The sequence below is a fragment of the Paraburkholderia xenovorans genome (assembly GCF_046030735.1).
Taxonomy (GTDB): domain Bacteria; phylum Pseudomonadota; class Gammaproteobacteria; order Burkholderiales; family Burkholderiaceae; genus Paraburkholderia; species Paraburkholderia xenovorans_A.
This window is the reverse complement of sequence record NZ_JAQQBV010000001.1, coordinates 340604-356562: the sequence shown is the minus strand read 5'-3', so window position 1 is coordinate 356562 and position 15959 is coordinate 340604. Positions and strand designations below refer to the sequence as shown.

The window sequence follows — 15959 nt, the reverse complement described above, 5'->3', positions numbered from 1 at the left end:
CTCGCGCATCCCGCGCATACCGCAGTTCCGCTGCGCATAGAAAGAATTCACCGCGACCTCATCATGAGCAACAAGAAAGCCGATTCGAAACCGCAGTCACGCTACCCGGTCAACCTGCTCGACACGCCGTTCCCGATGCGCGGCGACTTGCCCAAGCGCGAGCCGCAATGGGTCAAGGAATGGCAGGAAGGCAAGATCTACGAGAAGATCCGCGCCGCCTCGAAAGGCCGCAAGAAGTTCATCCTGCACGACGGGCCGCCGTATGCGAACGGCGACATCCACCTCGGCCACGCGGTCAACAAGATCCTGAAGGACATGATCGTCAAGGCGCGCAATCTGGCGGGCTTCGACGCGGTCTACGTGCCGGGCTGGGACTGCCACGGCATGCCGATCGAGATCCAGATCGAAAAGCAGTTCGGTAAATCGCTGCCGGCCGCCGAAGTGATGCAGAAGGCGCGCGCCTATGCGAGCGAGCAGATCGAGAAGCAGAAGGTCGGCTTCCGGCGTCTGGGCGTGCTCGGCGACTGGGACAATCCGTACAAGACCATGAACTTCACGAACGAAGCCGGTGAAATCCGCGCGCTCGCGAAGATCATGGAAAAGGGCTACGTGTTCCGCGGCCTGAAGCCGGTCAACTGGTGTTTCGACTGTGGCTCGGCGCTGGCCGAGGCGGAAGTCGAGTACAAGGACAAGACCGATCCGACCATCGACGTGCTGTTCAGCTTCGCCGAACCGGAAAAGACCGCGCACGCGTTCGGCCTCGCCGCGCTGCCGCGCGAGGAAGGCGGCATCGTGATCTGGACCACCACGCCGTGGACCATCCCCGCGAACCAGGCGCTGAACCTGCATCCGGAAATCGTCTACGCGCTGGTCGATACGCCGCGCGGGCTGCTGATCCTCGCTGAAGAACGCATCGAAGCATGCCTGAAGCAATACGACCTGGAAGGCACGATCGTCGCGACCACGCCGGGCGCGAAGCTCGTCGATCTGCGCTTCAATCACCCGCTCGCGGCCGCGCATCCAGCCTACAAGCGCACGGCGCCGGTTTATCTCGGCGACTATGTGACGACCGAAACGGGTACGGGTGTGGTGCACTCGTCGCCGGCATACGGCGTGGAAGACTTCGTGTCGTGCAAGGCGCACGGCATGTCCGACTCGGACATCATCAATCCGGTAATGGGCGACGGCCGCTATATCGAATCGCTCGCGCTGTTCGGCGGGCTGTCGATCTGGGCCGCGAATCCGCAGATCGTCGAGGCGCTGCAGAACGCCGGCTCGCTGATGCGCACGGAAAAGTACACGCACAGCTACATGCACTGCTGGCGCCACAAGACGCCGATCATCTACCGCGCGACCTCGCAATGGTTCGCCGGCATGGACGTGAAGCCGAACGACACCGACAGGACGCTGCGCGAAACCGCGCTCGAAGGCATCGAAAATACCGCGTTCTATCCGGCGTGGGGCAAGCAGCGCCTGTTCAGCATGATCGCGAATCGCCCGGACTGGACGCTGTCGCGTCAACGTCAATGGGGCGTGCCGATGGCGTTCTTCGTGCACAAGGAAACCGGCGAGCTGCATCCGCGCACGCTCGAACTGCTCGAAGAAGTCGCGCAACGCGTCGAGAAGGCCGGCATCGAGGCATGGCAATCGCTCGACCCGCGTGAACTGCTCGGCGACGACGCGAACCTGTACGAAAAGAACCGCGACACGCTCGACGTGTGGTTCGATTCGGGCACCACGCATTGGCACGTGCTGCGCGGCTCGCACAAAGACTCGCTGCAATTCCCCGCCGACCTGTATCTGGAAGGCTCGGACCAGCATCGCGGCTGGTTCCACTCGTCGCTGCTGACCGCGTCGATGCTCGACGGCCGGCCGCCGTACAACGCGCTGCTTACGCACGGCTTCACCGTCGACGGCGAAGGCCGCAAGATGAGCAAGTCGCTCGGCAACGGGATCGACCCGCACGATGTGGCGAACCGCCTCGGCGCGGAAATCATCCGCCTGTGGATCGCGTCGACCGATTACTCAGGCGAACTCGCGATTTCGGAAGAAATCCTGAAACGCGTGACGGAAGGCTATCGCCGCATTCGCAACACGCTGCGCTTCCTGCTCGCGAACCTGTCGGACTTCGATTTCGCGCAACACGCGCGGCCGGTCGAAGACTGGCTGGAGATCGATCGTTACGCGGTAGCGCTGTCGGCGAATCTGCAGAACGACATCCTCGCGCACTACGAGAAGTACGAGTTCCACCCGGTCGTCGCGAAGTTGCAGACGTACTGCTCGGAAGACCTCGGCGGCTTCTATCTGGACGTGCTGAAAGACCGCCTGTACACCACGGCGGCGGATTCCGTTGCGCGCCGCTCGGCGCAAACCGCGCTGTATCACATCGCGCACGGGCTGCTGCGGCAGATGGCGCCGTTCCTGTCGTTCACCGCCGAAGAAGCGTGGAAAATCTTCTCGCCGAACAGCGAAACGATCTTCACGGAAACCTATCACGCGTTCCCGCCCGTGCCGGATGCCGGCGCGCTGCTGGACAAATGGACACTCCTGCGCGCTGCGCGTAGCGACGTGACCAAGGCGCTGGAAGAAGCACGCGTCGCGAACCTGATCGGTTCGTCGTTGCAGGCGGAAGTGGAAATCCGCGCGAGTGGCGCGCGTTACGACGCGCTCATCAGCCTCGCCGACGACCTGAAATTCGTGCTGATCACGTCGGCCGCGAATGTCGTCAAGGTGGACAGCGAAGCGGAAGAACGCGTCGACGTGGTCGCGTCGAAGTATCTGAAGTGCGAACGCTGCTGGCACTACCGCGCGGACGTCGGCGCGAACGCCGAACACCCCACGCTGTGCGGCCGCTGCTTCAGCAACCTGTTCGGCAACGGTGAAACGAGGAGCGCGGCATAATGGCAAGAACCATGTCGAAAACGTCTACCGGTAGCGGTTCGCTGGCGCCGTGGCTCGGCGTCGCGCTGATCGTGATCCTGTTCGATCAGTTGACGAAAATCGCGGTCCAGAAGGTGTTCGCATATGGCGTCGCACACGAGGTCACGTCGTTTTTCAATCTGATCCTCGTGTACAACCGCGGCGCAGCGTTCAGCTTTCTCGCGATGGCGGGCGGCTGGCAGCGCTGGGCGTTCACCGCGCTCGGCGTGATCGCGGCGCTCGTGATCTGCTATCTGCTCAAGCGGCACGGCGGACAAAAGATGTTCTGCACGGCGCTCGCGCTGATTCTCGGCGGCGCGCTCGGCAACGTGATCGACCGGCTGGCGTACGGCCACGTGATCGACTTTCTCGACTTCCACGTGCGCGCGTGGCACTGGCCGGCGTTCAACCTCGCCGACAGCGCGATTACCATCGGCGCGATTCTGCTGGTGGTCGACGAATTGCGGCGCGTGCGCGGCTCGCGCTAACCTGCCCACGCTGCAGGATCCGTTGAAAGCCGTTAGTCGCGTCGTGTATGGCTTCATGTGTGGCTTCACGTGTGACTAACGGCCACTACGCTTTGTCGGAGGCACTCGTTGGCAACCGCTGAACTCGCAGGAAAACACCTCGTCCTCGGCATGACGGGCGGGATTGCCTGCTACAAGATCGCCGAACTCACGCGCTTGCTGACCAAAGCAGGCGCGACCGTGCAGGTCGTGATGACCGAAGCGGCTACCCAGTTCATCACGCCCATCACCATGCAGGCGCTGTCGGGCCGTCCGGTCTACACCAGCCAGTGGGACGGCCGCGTGCCGAACAACATGGCGCATATCGATCTGTCGCGCGAAGCCGATGCGATCGTGATCGCGCCCGCCTCCACCGATTTCCTCGCGAAACTCGCGCACGGCATGGCCGACGATCTGCTCGCCACGCTGTGTGTCGCGCGCGATTGCCCGCTGCTCGTCGTGCCGGCGATGAACCGGCAGATGTGGCAGAACCCGGCCACGCAGCGCAACGTCGCGCAACTGCGCGCGGACGGGGTCGACGTGCTCGGCCCCGATTCCGGCCCGCAAGCGTGCGGTGAAGTCGGCGACGGGCGCATGCTCGAAGCGGCGGCCACTTTCGAGGCGATCGCTTCGTTCTTCTCGCCGAAAATCCTCGCGGGCAAACGCGTGCTGCTGACCGCCGGTCCGACCTTCGAACCGCTCGATCCGGTGCGCGGCATCACCAATCGCTCGAGCGGCAAGATGGGCTTCGCGCTCGCGCGCGCGGCGCAACAGGCCGGCGCGGACGTGCATCTGGTGGCCGGTCCGGTGTCGCTGCAAACGCCTTGGGGCGTGTTCCGCGAAGACGTGCAGACCGCGCAGCAAATGCACGACGCGGTGATGCGTTCGGTTGCCGATGCCGACATCTTCATCGGCGTGGCGGCCGTGGCCGACTGGCGCGTCGATCACGCGAGCGAGCACAAGATCAAGAAGACCGCGGACCGTGCGATGCCCACGTTCACCTTCGTCGAAAATCCGGACATTCTGGCTTCGGTCGCGAAGCTGCCGCATCCGCCGTTCGCGGTCGGTTTCGCGGCCGAAAGCGGCGACCTCGACGTGCACGGCGAAGAAAAGCGCGCGCGCAAGAACGTGCCGTTGCTGATCGGCAATCTCGGTCCGCTGACCTTCGGTCTGGACGACAACGAAGTCGTCCTGTTCGAAGCCGCCGGCACGACTAGGCTGCCACGCGCCGACAAGCAGACGCTCGCGCGCGCGTTGATCGTGGAAATCGCAAAGCGTCTGCCCGACACGAGCCTGATTCGCTGAGTAGGGTTTCACGCGCCGTACATCGCGGCTCGCTCAAGCGCCTCGGCATTCGCGCGTTTTCTGGAGCAGTACTGACATGACGCTACTTTCCGTGCTCGATCAAACGCCCGTGATCGACGGGCACACGGTGGCCGACGCAATCGCCGCCACGGTGGAACTGGCGCAACTCGCCGACAACCTCGGTTACACCCGCTACTGGTGCGCGGAGCATCACGGCCTGCGCGGCGTGTCGAACCCCTGTCCCGAAGTGATGCTGGCGCGTCTCGGCAGCGTCACGCAACGCATCCGGCTCGGTTCCGGCGGCGTGATGCTGCCGTACTACAGCCCGTTCAAGGTTGCAGAGCAATTCATGATGCTCGAGGCGCTGTTTCCGAATCGCATCGATCTCGGCGTGGGACGCGCGCCGGGCGGCGATATGCACACCGCGCAGGCGGTCGCGGCCGGCGCCTACAATCGCGGCGACATTTTTCCGCAGCAGGTCGCCGACCTGGTCGGCCTGATGCACGGCACGCTGCCCGACGATCACCTCGCGCACGGCGTGTTGCTGCAACCGCAAGTCGCAACGCGGCCGCAATTGTGGATGCTCGGTTCGAGCGAATTCGGCGGCTTGCTGGCCGCGCAACTCGGCATTCGCTTCGCGTTCGCGCATTTCATCAATGCACATTTCGGACATCAGGTGGCGCTCGCCTACCGTGAGCGTTTCAAAGCCGGCAACGAAGCGCAGCAGCCTTATCTGGCCGCTGCCGTCTTCGTGATCTGCGCGGATACCGAGCAGGAAGCCGCCGATCTGGCCAAAGCCGTGGACCTGCGTCGCGTGCAAATGGCGTACGGTCTGAACGAACCGATTCCTACCGTCGCGCAGGGTGTCGCGCAGGAATACAACGACCGCGAGCGGCTGGTAATCGATCGCGAGCGGCCGCGCAGTATCGTCGGTACGCCGGAAGTCGTGACCGAGCGGCTGCATGCGTTGCAGGAGCAGTTCCAGGCCGACGAACTGATCGTGCTCACCGTGGCAGGCAGCTATCGCGCCCGGCTGCGTTCCTATGAACTCCTTGCCGATGCGTTCGAACTCGGACGCCAGGCTTCTAACACTTAATTCAACCTTCGAACCTGCATGAAACTCGACCTGAAGATTCTCGATGCGCGGATGCGCGACCAACTCCCGGCCTACGCAACCACCGGTAGCGCGGGCCTCGACCTGCGCGCGTGCCTCGACGAACCGTTGACGCTGAAACCCGGCGAAACCGCGCTGGTGCCGACGGGCCTCGCGATTCACGTCGGCGATCCGGGCTACGCGGCGTTGGTCCTGCCGCGCTCGGGCCTGGGCCACAAGCATGGGATCGTGCTGGGCAATCTGGTGGGTCTGATCGATTCGGATTATCAAGGGCAACTGATGATCTCGACCTGGAACCGCGGCGAGACCACGTTTGTGCTGAATCCGATGGAGCGCCTCGCGCAACTGGTGATCGTGCCGGTGGTGCAAGCCGAGTTCAACATCGTCGACGATTTCGAATTGAGCGAACGCGGCGAAGGTGGTTTTGGCAGCACGGGCAAGCACTGACACATACCGCAGCGTTTAACCAACAGCGCGGCGCATCAAAGAAAAACGGCGTGGGGTTTTAAAACCCACGCCGTTTTTTAGTCTATACGACCGACTAAAGCATCACTCGACTTCGACCGCTTCCGGATTCGGATTGCGCGGCGCCGGATGTTCGTCGAAGGTCAACTGCACCTTGTCTTCGGCATCCACGTCGACCGACACGCGGCCGCCGTTCATCAGCTTACCGAACAGCAACTCGTCCGCCAGTGCACGACGGATCGTGTCCTGGATCAAACGCTGCATCGGCCGCGCGCCCATCAACGGATCGAAACCGTGCTTGGCGAGATGCTTGCGCAGCGCGTCGGTGAAGAGCGCATCGACCTTCTTCTCGTGCAACTGATCTTCCAGCTGCATCAGGAACTTGTCGACCACGCGCATGATGATTTCCTCATCGAGCGAGCGGAAGCTGATCGTTGCGTCCAGACGGTTACGGAACTCCGGCGTGAACATGCGCTTGATGTCGACCATTTCGTCGCCGGTTTCCCGACGATTCGTGAAGCCGATCACCGACTTGCCCATTGCCTCGGCGCCCGCATTCGTCGTCATGATGATGATGACGTTGCGGAAATCCGCCTTGCGGCCGTTGTTGTCCGTCAGCGTGCCGTGATCCATCACCTGCAACAGCACGTTGTAGATGTCCGGATGCGCCTTCTCGATTTCGTCGAGCAGCAGCACGCAATGCGGCTTCTTCGTGACGGCTTCGGTCAGCAGACCGCCCTGGTCGAAACCGACATAGCCCGGCGGCGCGCCGATCAACCGGCTGACCGCATGACGCTCCATGTATTCCGACATGTCGAAGCGGATCAACTCGATGCCCAGCGTGAACGCCAGTTGCTTCGCCACTTCCGTCTTGCCGACGCCCGTGGGGCCGGAGAACAGGAACGCGCCGATCGGCTTGTCCAGCTTGCCAAGGCCCGCACGCGCCATCTTGATCGCCGCCGACAGCGCGTCGATCGCCGGATCTTGCCCGAACACCACGCTCTTCAGATCGCGATCCAGCGTTTGCAGTTTGCTGCGATCGTCCTGCGACACGCTTTGCGGCGGAACGCGGGCGATCTTCGAGATGATTTCCTCGATCTCGTTCTTGCCGATCGTCTTCTTCTGCTTCGACTTCGGCAGGATGCGTTGCGCTGCGCCCGCTTCGTCGATCACGTCGATCGCCTTGTCCGGCAGATGACGATCGGTGATGAAGCGTGCTGACAACTCAGCCGCCGCCGACAGTGCACCCGACGAATACTTCACGCCGTGATGCTCTTCGAAACGCGACTTCAGCCCGCGCAGAATCGCCACCGTTTGCTCGACGGTCGGCTCGGTCACGTCGACCTTCTGGAAACGGCGCGACAGAGCCGCGTCTTTTTCGAAGATGCCGCGATATTCGGTGAACGTGGTCGCGCCGATGCACTTGAGGGTGCCCGACGAGAGCGCCGGCTTCAGCAGGTTCGACGCGTCCAGCGTGCCACCCGACGCAGCGCCCGCGCCGATCAGCGTATGAATTTCGTCGATGAACAGGATGGCGTGCGGACGTTCCTTCAATTCCTTGAGAACCGTCTTCAGGCGCTGTTCGAAATCGCCGCGATACTTGGTGCCGGCGAGCAACGCGCCCATATCGAGCGAATACACCTGTGCATCCGCGAGAATATCCGGCACTTCGCCGCGCGTAATTCGCCATGCAAGGCCTTCGGCGATCGCAGTCTTGCCGACGCCCGCCTCGCCGACCAGCAGCGGATTGTTCTTGCGACGACGGCACAGCACCTGGACCACGCGCTCGACTTCCGACTCGCGCCCGATCAGCGGATCGATGCGGCCGTCTTTCGCCATCTGGTTCAGGTTCTGCGTGAACTGGGCGAGCGGCGTTTCCTTCTGCGCGGCGGCTTCGTCGGACTCGGCATTCGCGTCGCTCGCTTTCGCGGCGTCCGTGCTGCTCGTCTTCGCGATGCCGTGCGAGATGAAGTTGACCACGTCCAGACGCGTCACGCCCTGCTGTTGCAGGTAGTACACCGCGTGCGAATCCTTCTCGCCGAAGATCGCCACCAGCACGTTCGCGCCGGTTACTTCCTTCTTGCCATTCGAGGTGGACTGAACATGCATGATGGCACGCTGGATCACGCGCTGGAAACCGAGCGTGGGCTGCGTGTCCACGTCGTCCGTGCCTGGCACGGTCGGCGTGTTGTCATGAATGAAGTTGCGCAGGTTCTGGCGCAGATCCTCGATATTGGCCGCGCATGCACGCAACACTTCCGCGGCCGTTGGGTTATCCAACAGCGCCAGCAAAAGATGTTCGACCGTTATGAACTCGTGCCGCGCCTGGCGCGCTTCCATGAACGCCATGTGCAGGCTGACTTCCAGTTCCTGGGCAATCATGCTTCCTCCATCACACACTGCAGCGGATGCCCGGCCTGCCGTGCGTGGGTAACGACTTGCTCGACTTTGGTCGACGCGATGTCCCGCGTATAGACCCCACAAACTCCCCTGCCCTCGCGATGCACCTTCAACATTACCTGTGTTGCGGTTTCACGATCTTTGTTGAAATATTCCTGCACGATCATCACGACGAATTCCATCGGCGTGAAGTCGTCATTCAGCAGCACTACCTTGTACATGGACGGCGGCTTGAGCTTTTTCTCCTGCCGCTCCAGTACGGTGCCGTCCTGCTTGTCCGGGATAATCGCCATACACCCATTCTAAACATCTAGGACAGGCCCGCAATCCTGTCAAAACCCGGCCGATCGGCCAGTGAGCCCGTTCGCTTCCACATCATGGGAAATACCCCGATGCGTTGCGTCATTCGACGAGCCGATTGCGGAGCCGGCCCCCTATCCTGTGATGCAGCGCGGCCTTGCTGCGCCGCAGTCGGATCGAGTATCGCACAACCTGTCCGGACTGGCTGAGCGGCGCTCGCCCGGTTTGTCGAACGATGAGCGCCCCGTACGACAGCATGTGAGTCGATTATGCGACTTTTCAAGATAGCCCGCTTGCGCAAGCGCACATAACAGACGAAAGCGGTAAAAACCCTGGAAAGCCTTTGTTTGCGGGACGACAACGGCATCTCAAAATTTTCTTGACACTCGAATTAAGAGCCCCAACAATCAGGCTGGCACTTTTTTCACTGCACGATAAATCGAAAAAATGCCGATGGTGAGCTTGTGAGGAGGGAGCGGCTGCTCGCGCGGTCGTCGAGCTTTTCGAGGGCTCGTGGTAGTGACATGAGTTACAGGGGAAGTTGGAATGGCAACTGGTACGGTCAAATGGTTCAATGACGCAAAAGGTTTCGGATTCATCACGCCTGACGAAGGCGGCGAGGATCTGTTTGCACACTTCTCGGCCATCCAGATGAATGGGTTCAAGACCCTCAAGGAAGGCCAGAAGGTAACCTTCGAGGTCGTGCAAGGCCCGAAAGGCAAGCAGGCATCGAACATCCAGGCACCTGCCTGATACTGTTCGTTACCCGATCCTTTGAGACCCGGCTCCGTGCCGGGTTTCTTTTTTCCAGGTCCGGTTTTCCAGTTTTCCGCTACGGCGGCGTCGAGCAGTGTTTGACGCATGACGTAAAAAACCCCGGCAGCCTCGCGGCGCCGGGGTTTTTCAATTCATATCGAAATAATCGCCGGGCAAATTGCCACAGCTGAATCGTTATTTACATATTTTCGATCAACACCTGCCCAAAGCCCGAGCACGACACCTGCGTCGCGCCTTCCATCAAACGCGCGAAGTCGTAGGTGACCCGCTTCTGCAGAATCGACGTTTCCATCGACTTGATGATCAGGTCCGCCGCTTCGGTCCAGCCCAGATGGCGCAGCATCATTTCCGCCGACAGAATCTCCGAGCCCGGATTCACGTAGTCCTTGCCCGCGTATTTCGGCGCGGTGCCGTGCGTGGCTTCGAACATCGCGACCGAATCCGACATGTTCGCACCCGGCGCGATACCGATCCCGCCGACTTGCGCGGCGAGCGCGTCCGAAACGTAGTCGCCGTTCAGGTTCAGCGTCGCGATCACGTCGTATTCGGCCGGGCGCAACAGGATCTGCTGCAGGAACGCGTCGGCAATCACGTCCTTCACGACGATGTCGCCACCCGTTTTCGGATTCTTGACCTTCATCCACGGGCCACCGTCGATCAGTTCCGCGGCGAATTCCTTCTGCGCGAGTCCATAGCCGTAGTCACGGAATGCGCCTTCCGTGAACTTCATGATGTTGCCTTTGTGAACCAGCGTGACCGAGCGGCGCTCGTTGTCGATCGCGTACTGGATCGCCTTGCGCACGAGGCGCTCGGTGCCTTCACGCGACACCGGCTTGATACCGATCCCCGACGTATTCGGAAAACGGATTTTCTTCACGCCCATTTCTTCCTGCAGGAACTTGATGACCTTCTTCGCCTGCTCGGATTCGGCCGGCCATTCGATCCCGGCATAGATGTCCTCCGAATTCTCGCGGAAGATCACCATGTTGGTTTTCTCCGGCTCGCGCACCGGCGAAGGCACACCCTTGAAATACTGCACCGGCCGCAGGCACACATACAGATCGAGCTCCTGGCGCAGCGCCACGTTCAGCGAACGGATGCCGCCGCCCACCGGCGTGGTGAGCGGACCTTTGATCGAGACGACGTATTCCTTCAATACCTGTAGCGTTTCTTCCGGCAGCCAGACGTCCGGGCCGTACACCTTGGTCGACTTCTCGCCCGCGTAGATTTCCATCCAGTGGATCTTCTTCTTGCCGCCGTACGCTTTCTCGACCGCCGCATCCACCACTTTCAACATCACCGGCGTGATGTCGACGCCCGTGCCGTCGCCTTCGATATAAGGAATGATCGGCTGGTCGGACACGTTGAGCGAAAAATCTGAGTTGACGGTGATCTTGTCACCGCCGGTCGGAACCTTGATGTGCTGATACGGCATGGTCGGACTCCAGAGAAGGCTATGCTGAATGCTTATGGGGAGACTGCGGAAACTGTGGCGCTCCTCGCTGCGCAATGCCGGACGCCTGCGAGCGGCCTGGTCGCTTATTCTAGCCCACGCCGACGCGGCCACGCGGGCCCGGCGGCTCGGGGTTTTCCAACATTGCGCAATATCAAACCAGTAGGGTGCGACTCTTATATCTTATATAAGACAAACTACGTACCGGGCCGCTTTATGCATTATCATCGCGCCACTTTATTGCTCCCCGCTGCGGTTGTGCGTCGCGCGACCTTCACCGATTTCCATCATGCGCCTCCTCGCCTTGAACAAACCGTTCGGCACCATCTGCCAGTTTTCGCCGCACGAGACGCGCGCGTCGCTGGCCGATTGGGTCAAGGTGCCGGGCGTGTATCCGGCCGGCCGGCTCGATTCGGATAGCGAAGGCCTGCTGCTGCTCACCGACGACGGCGCCTTGCAGGCTCGCATCGCCGAGCCGCGTCACAAACTTGTCAAACGCTATTGGGCGCAAGTGGAAGGCGCAGTCGATCAGGCCACGTTGAAGAAGCTCGCGCGCGGCGTCGATCTCGGCGACTATGTGACGCGCCCCTGCCGCGCCGACTACGTCGAACCCGGCGATGCGTTGTGGGCCCGCACACCGCCGATCCGCTATCGCGCCGCGATACCCACCACGTGGATCGAGCTGTCGATCACCGAAGGCAAGAATCGTCAGGTGCGTCGCATGACCGCGGCGGTGGGTTTCCCGACGCTGCGTCTCGTGCGTGTCGGCGTCGGCGCGCTCGATATTTTTTCGCTCGGATTGCAGCCGGGAGAGAGTATCGACCTGCAATCGAATGCGCCGTGGGACGGGCTCGTCTAATGCGTTCACGGCCGTGCAACGTATCGCGATAAAAACGCTAAGCCGTTGTATCGGCGAATAAATCGGCACGTGAAACGTGACCCCGCCTTGCGTGAAACATCGACGATCGCGCGAGCCTCACGATCCACGATTTGCGTTATCGCATCGACGCATAAATTTTCCAGAAAATTTACGTCAACCGCTCTGCAAGCTGACGCGTTATTCGACGCAGATGCCGCCCGAAGCTATCCGGCATTCAGCCTTAAGGGCCTTTGCACAAGCCGTTCTCGCGGCAAGTACGGGGAGTCTGAGCGCTCGCGCAGACGCGTCGAAAAATTTGTCGATGCGGCTGTCAACCGAAAGGTGGATGGCACGTTTACCGACATGACTCTACATATAACCGGGTCATTTGGTTAATCAACTAAAGCTGAGGATTCACAAAATGAACAAACTGATCGCCGCTCTGGTCGCTGGCCTCTTCGCAACGGCAGCATTCGCACAAGCTTCGGCACCGGTGGCAGCTTCGGCAGCTCCGGCAGCAGCTGCTTCGTCGGCAAAGAAGACCACGAAGAAGGCTCACAAGAAGTCGCACAAGAAGGCAGCAGCAGCAGCTGCAGCTTCGGGCGCTTCGGAGTAAGTTTGTTGTAAAAACGCAGTCAAGAACTAGCTTCATTGCCGTTCTTACGGCGTTGAAAGGCAGATCACCGAAAGGCGATCTGCCTTTTTGTTTTTGACGCGCTCGCGTAACATTCGCGGGTTAATTTCCCAGCAAGGAGTCATGCCGTGCGATTTTCCATGCGCTCGTTGATTGCGCGTTTCGCTGTTGCCGTTGCACTGCCGCTCGCCGCCGTTTCGTTCGTTGTCACGACCACCGCGCCGGTTCATGCGCAGCAGATGCCTGCTGGCGCCAAACAGCCCAGCGAATTTCCGCGCGCGAAGCTGACCGCGGGCATGTTCGTGATCGACGCGGCCGTCGCCGCCAACGACGCGGATCGTGAACAAGGTTTGATGTACCGCACGAATCTCGCGCCGAACGAAGGCATGCTGTTCGTCTTCAACGAAACCGCAGTGCATTGCTTCTGGATGAAGAACACGTTGATCCCGCTGTCGATCGCATTCATGCGCGCGGACGGCACGGTCACCGACATCGACGAGATGCAGGCCGAGACCACCAATAATCACTGCCCGAAGAACAACGGCGTGTATGCGTTGGAAATGAGCAAGGGCTGGTTCACGTCGAAAGGCATCAAACCGGGGATGAAGATTCAGGGCCTGCCGGCCGCGCAGTAAGTGGTGCGGTAGTCACGCAGGTCGAACCGGCATCGCGATACCGCCGCTTCAGCAAAAAGCCGGCGCCTTCCACGAGGCGCCGGCTTTTTTTAACGGCCGCGCGTCCTCATATGCAAAGCCACGCGCGCGGCCGTCGATGCTCGCAGCCCACCCCAGCCTGCGCTGCACGCCGGTGCGGCGAGATTCCTGCAAAAGACGGGCCGACGCGCTATCCTAGTAGTCTTGACAAAGTAGCATCAAGGCTCCCCGGGCAGCACAGACTGCTTGCCCGGCAAGCGTTTCAGGCGCGCCATTCCAAGGAGGTTCACGTGCCCCGCAAGACTCCCATCGAGCGCTACCGGAATATCGGCATCAGCGCTCACATCGACGCTGGCAAAACCACCACCACTGAACGCATCCTGTTCTACACAGGCGTGACCCACAAGATCGGCGAGGTTCACGACGGCGCGGCGACGATGGACTGGATGGAACAGGAGCAGGAACGCGGCATTACCATCACGTCGGCGGCTACCACCGCCTTCTGGAAAGGCATGGCCGGCAACTATCCCGAACACCGGATCAACATCATCGACACCCCGGGTCACGTCGACTTCACGATCGAAGTGGAGCGCTCGATGCGCGTGCTCGACGGCGCGTGCATGGTGTACGACTCGGTCGGCGGCGTGCAGCCGCAGTCTGAAACCGTGTGGCGTCAGGCGAACAAGTACAAGGTGCCGCGCATTGCGTTCGTCAACAAGATGGACCGTGTCGGCGCGGACTTCTTCCGTGTGCAGCGGCAGATCGGCGATCGCCTGAAAGGCAACGCGGTGCCGATCCAGATTCCGATCGGCGCGGAAGAGCATTTCCAGGGTGTGGTCGATCTGGTGAAGATGAAGGCGATCTACTGGGAGGAAGAGAACCAGGGCATCAAGTTCGAATACCGCGACATCCCGGCCGAACTCGCAGCCACCGCGAAGGAATGGCACGACAAGATGGTCGAGGCCGCCGCTGAAGCGAGCGAGGAACTGCTCGACAAATACCTCGGCGGCGAGACGCTGACCGAAGAGGAAATCAAGCAGGCGATTCGCACGCGCACCATCGCCAATGAAATCGTGCCGATGCTGTGCGGCAGCGCGTTCAAGAACAAGGGCGTGCAGGCGATGCTCGACGCGGTGATCGACTATCTGCCGTCGCCGGTCGACGTGCCCGCGATCACCGGTCACGACGAGTACGACAAGGAAATCGAGCGTCATCCGAGCGACACCGATCCGTTCTCCGCGCTCGCGTTCAAGATCATGACCGACCCGTTCGTCGGCCAGTTGATCTTCTTCCGTGTGTATTCGGGCGTGGTGAATTCGGGCGACACCGTGTACAACGCGGTCAAGGAAAAGAAGGAACGCCTCGGCCGGATCCTGCAGATGCATGCGAACGAGCGCAAGGAAATCAAAGAGGTGTACGCGGGCGACATCGCCGCGGCGGTCGGCCTGAAGGAAGCGACAACCGGCGACACGCTCTGCGATCCGAACCACGTGATCATCCTCGAACGGATGATCTTCCCGGAGCCGGTGATCTCGCAGGCGGTCGAGCCGAAGACCAAGGTCGACCAGGAAAAGATGGGCATCGCGCTCAATCGCCTCGCGCAGGAAGACCCGTCGTTCCGCGTGCAGACCGATGAAGAATCCGGCCAGACGATCATCTCCGGGATGGGCGAGTTGCACCTGGAAATTCTGGTCGACCGGATGAAGCGCGAGTTCGGCGTCGAAGCGACAGTCGGCAAGCCGCAGGTCGCGTATCGCGAAACGGTGCGCAACAAGGTCGAGGACGTCGAAGGCAAGTTCGTCAAGCAGTCGGGCGGCCGCGGTCAGTACGGTCACGCGGTGATTTCGCTGGAACCGTCGGAACAAGGCAAGGGCTACGAATTCGTCGACGCGATCAAGGGCGGCGTGATTCCGCGCGAATACATTCCGGCCGTCGACAAGGGCATTCAGGAAACGCTGAAGGCCGGTGTGCTCGCGGGCTATCCGGTGGTCGACGTGAAGGTGACGCTGACCTTCGGTTCGTACCACGACGTCGACTCGAACGAAAACGCGTTCCGCATGGCCGGCTCGATGGCCTTCAAGGACGCGATGCGCAAGGCGAAGCCCGTATTGCTCGAGCCGATGATGGCGGTCGAAGTGGAAACGCCGGAAGACTTCATGGGCAACGTGATGGGCGATCTGTCGAGCCGTCGCGGCATGGTGCAAGGGATGGAAGACATCGCCGGCGGCGGCGGCAAGCTGGTGCGCGCCGAAGTGCCGCTCGCGGAGATGTTCGGCTATTCGACGTCGCTGCGCTCGGCCACCCAGGGCCGCGCCACGTACACGATGGAGTTCAAGCACTACGCTGAAACGCCGAACAACGTGGCCGAAGCGGTGATCAACGCGAAGCAGAAGTAAGCGCCGAGCGGTCACACCTCGCAGGTGTAGCAACTCTGAATCGAAGCATCGAAGCCCGTCCGTTGTGGACGGGCTTTTTTTCGTCCGCGCCGCCGCTGCAACTGACGTACACGCGCTTTATGAACGTGCAAGAATGGCGGAACCCGTGCCAAAACCCGCGCCGTTGCCCGACGCCAGC

The 15959-nt window shown here is 61.3% G+C and carries 13 protein-coding genes; 10 read left to right on the top strand and 3 right to left on the bottom strand.

Annotated features, from left to right (window positions below; translation table 11 throughout):
• The first annotated feature begins 63 nt into the window (after positions 1–63).
• The 5 genes from ileS to dut all read left to right on the top strand — a co-directional run bounded on the left by ileS (position 64) and on the right by dut (position 6291).
• Positions 64–2901: an isoleucine--tRNA ligase gene (gene ileS / locus PQQ51_RS01635; protein ID WP_408494249.1), complete on the top strand. Its 2838-nt coding sequence runs from the start codon at positions 64–66 to the stop codon at positions 2899–2901.
• Entirely contained in the window at positions 2901–3407 is a 507-nt protein-coding gene (gene lspA / locus PQQ51_RS01630) for a signal peptidase II (RefSeq protein ID WP_408494247.1), read from the top strand. Before ileS ends, lspA begins: the two co-directional genes overlap by 1 nt.
• A gap of 108 nt (positions 3408–3515) precedes the next feature.
• Positions 3516–4730: a bifunctional phosphopantothenoylcysteine decarboxylase/phosphopantothenate--cysteine ligase CoaBC gene (gene coaBC, locus PQQ51_RS01625; RefSeq protein WP_408494245.1), complete on the top strand. Its 1215-nt coding sequence runs from the start codon at positions 3516–3518 to the stop codon at positions 4728–4730.
• A 76-nt stretch (positions 4731–4806) separates the two neighbouring features.
• A complete protein-coding gene (locus PQQ51_RS01620) occupies positions 4807–5826 on the top strand; it encodes an LLM class flavin-dependent oxidoreductase (RefSeq protein WP_408494243.1) in 1020 nt (339 codons plus the stop codon).
• Positions 5827–5844: 18 nt separating this feature from the next.
• The gene (dut, locus tag PQQ51_RS01615; protein WP_408494241.1) at positions 5845–6291 is read left to right on the top strand and encodes a dUTP diphosphatase; all 447 of its coding nucleotides are present in this window, start codon (positions 5845–5847) and stop codon (positions 6289–6291) included.
• A gap of 102 nt (positions 6292–6393) precedes the next feature.
• On the opposite strand, the gene clpA is transcribed toward dut, so the two are convergent.
• Together clpA and clpS are read right to left on the bottom strand one after the other, a co-directional pair.
• Positions 6394–8691 (bottom strand): ATP-dependent Clp protease ATP-binding subunit ClpA, encoded by a 2298-nt coding sequence (gene clpA / locus PQQ51_RS01610; RefSeq protein WP_201645819.1) that lies wholly within the window; start codon positions 8689–8691, stop codon positions 6394–6396.
• Positions 8688–9002, bottom strand: a complete 315-nt coding sequence (clpS, locus tag PQQ51_RS01605; RefSeq protein ID WP_006050100.1) for an ATP-dependent Clp protease adapter ClpS — start codon at positions 9000–9002, stop codon at positions 8688–8690. Before clpS ends, clpA begins: the two co-directional genes overlap by 4 nt.
• Before the next feature lie 553 nt (positions 9003–9555).
• Here clpS and PQQ51_RS01600 point away from each other — a divergent pair.
• Positions 9556–9762: a cold-shock protein gene (locus PQQ51_RS01600; protein ID WP_007180614.1), complete on the top strand. Its 207-nt coding sequence runs from the start codon at positions 9556–9558 to the stop codon at positions 9760–9762.
• A 202-nt stretch (positions 9763–9964) separates the two neighbouring features.
• Here PQQ51_RS01600 and icd read toward each other — a convergent pair whose 3' ends face one another.
• Positions 9965–11221, bottom strand: a complete 1257-nt coding sequence (gene icd, locus PQQ51_RS01595; protein ID WP_408494238.1) for an NADP-dependent isocitrate dehydrogenase — start codon at positions 11219–11221, stop codon at positions 9965–9967.
• 307 nt (positions 11222–11528) lie between these two features.
• Here icd and PQQ51_RS01590 point away from each other — a divergent pair, with 307 nt between their 5' ends.
• The 4 genes from PQQ51_RS01590 to fusA all read left to right on the top strand — a co-directional run bounded on the left by PQQ51_RS01590 (position 11529) and on the right by fusA (position 15781).
• On the top strand, positions 11529–12098 hold the full coding sequence (locus PQQ51_RS01590; RefSeq protein ID WP_408494236.1) for a pseudouridine synthase: 570 nt from the start codon (positions 11529–11531) through the stop codon (positions 12096–12098).
• A 421-nt stretch (positions 12099–12519) separates the two neighbouring features.
• The gene (locus tag PQQ51_RS01585) at positions 12520–12714 is read left to right on the top strand and encodes a hypothetical protein (protein ID WP_408494234.1); all 195 of its coding nucleotides are present in this window, start codon (positions 12520–12522) and stop codon (positions 12712–12714) included.
• Positions 12715–12860: 146 nt separating this feature from the next.
• Entirely contained in the window at positions 12861–13367 is a 507-nt protein-coding gene (locus PQQ51_RS01580) for a DUF192 domain-containing protein (RefSeq protein WP_408494232.1), read from the top strand.
• Positions 13368–13675: 308 nt separating this feature from the next.
• The gene (fusA, locus tag PQQ51_RS01575; protein WP_408494230.1) at positions 13676–15781 is read left to right on the top strand and encodes an elongation factor G; all 2106 of its coding nucleotides are present in this window, start codon (positions 13676–13678) and stop codon (positions 15779–15781) included.
• The last annotated feature ends 178 nt before the right edge of the window (positions 15782–15959 follow it).

Coding starts and splice junctions, on each gene's coding strand:
- ileS (WP_408494249.1), top strand. CDS start 64: ATGAGCAACAAGAAAGCCGATTCGAAACCGCAGTCACGCTACCCGGTC.
- lspA (WP_408494247.1), top strand. CDS start 2,901: ATGGCAAGAACCATGTCGAAAACGTCTACCGGTAGCGGTTCGCTGGCG.
- PQQ51_RS01620 (WP_408494243.1), top strand. CDS start 4,807: ATGACGCTACTTTCCGTGCTCGATCAAACGCCCGTGATCGACGGGCAC.
- dut (WP_408494241.1), top strand. CDS start 5,845: ATGAAACTCGACCTGAAGATTCTCGATGCGCGGATGCGCGACCAACTC.
- clpA (WP_201645819.1), bottom strand. CDS start 8,691: ATGATTGCCCAGGAACTGGAAGTCAGCCTGCACATGGCGTTCATGGAA.
- clpS (WP_006050100.1), bottom strand. CDS start 9,002: ATGGCGATTATCCCGGACAAGCAGGACGGCACCGTACTGGAGCGGCAG.
- PQQ51_RS01600 (WP_007180614.1), top strand. CDS start 9,556: ATGGCAACTGGTACGGTCAAATGGTTCAATGACGCAAAAGGTTTCGGA.
- icd (WP_408494238.1), bottom strand. CDS start 11,221: ATGCCGTATCAGCACATCAAGGTTCCGACCGGCGGTGACAAGATCACC.
- PQQ51_RS01590 (WP_408494236.1), top strand. CDS start 11,529: ATGCGCCTCCTCGCCTTGAACAAACCGTTCGGCACCATCTGCCAGTTT.
- PQQ51_RS01585 (WP_408494234.1), top strand. CDS start 12,520: ATGAACAAACTGATCGCCGCTCTGGTCGCTGGCCTCTTCGCAACGGCA.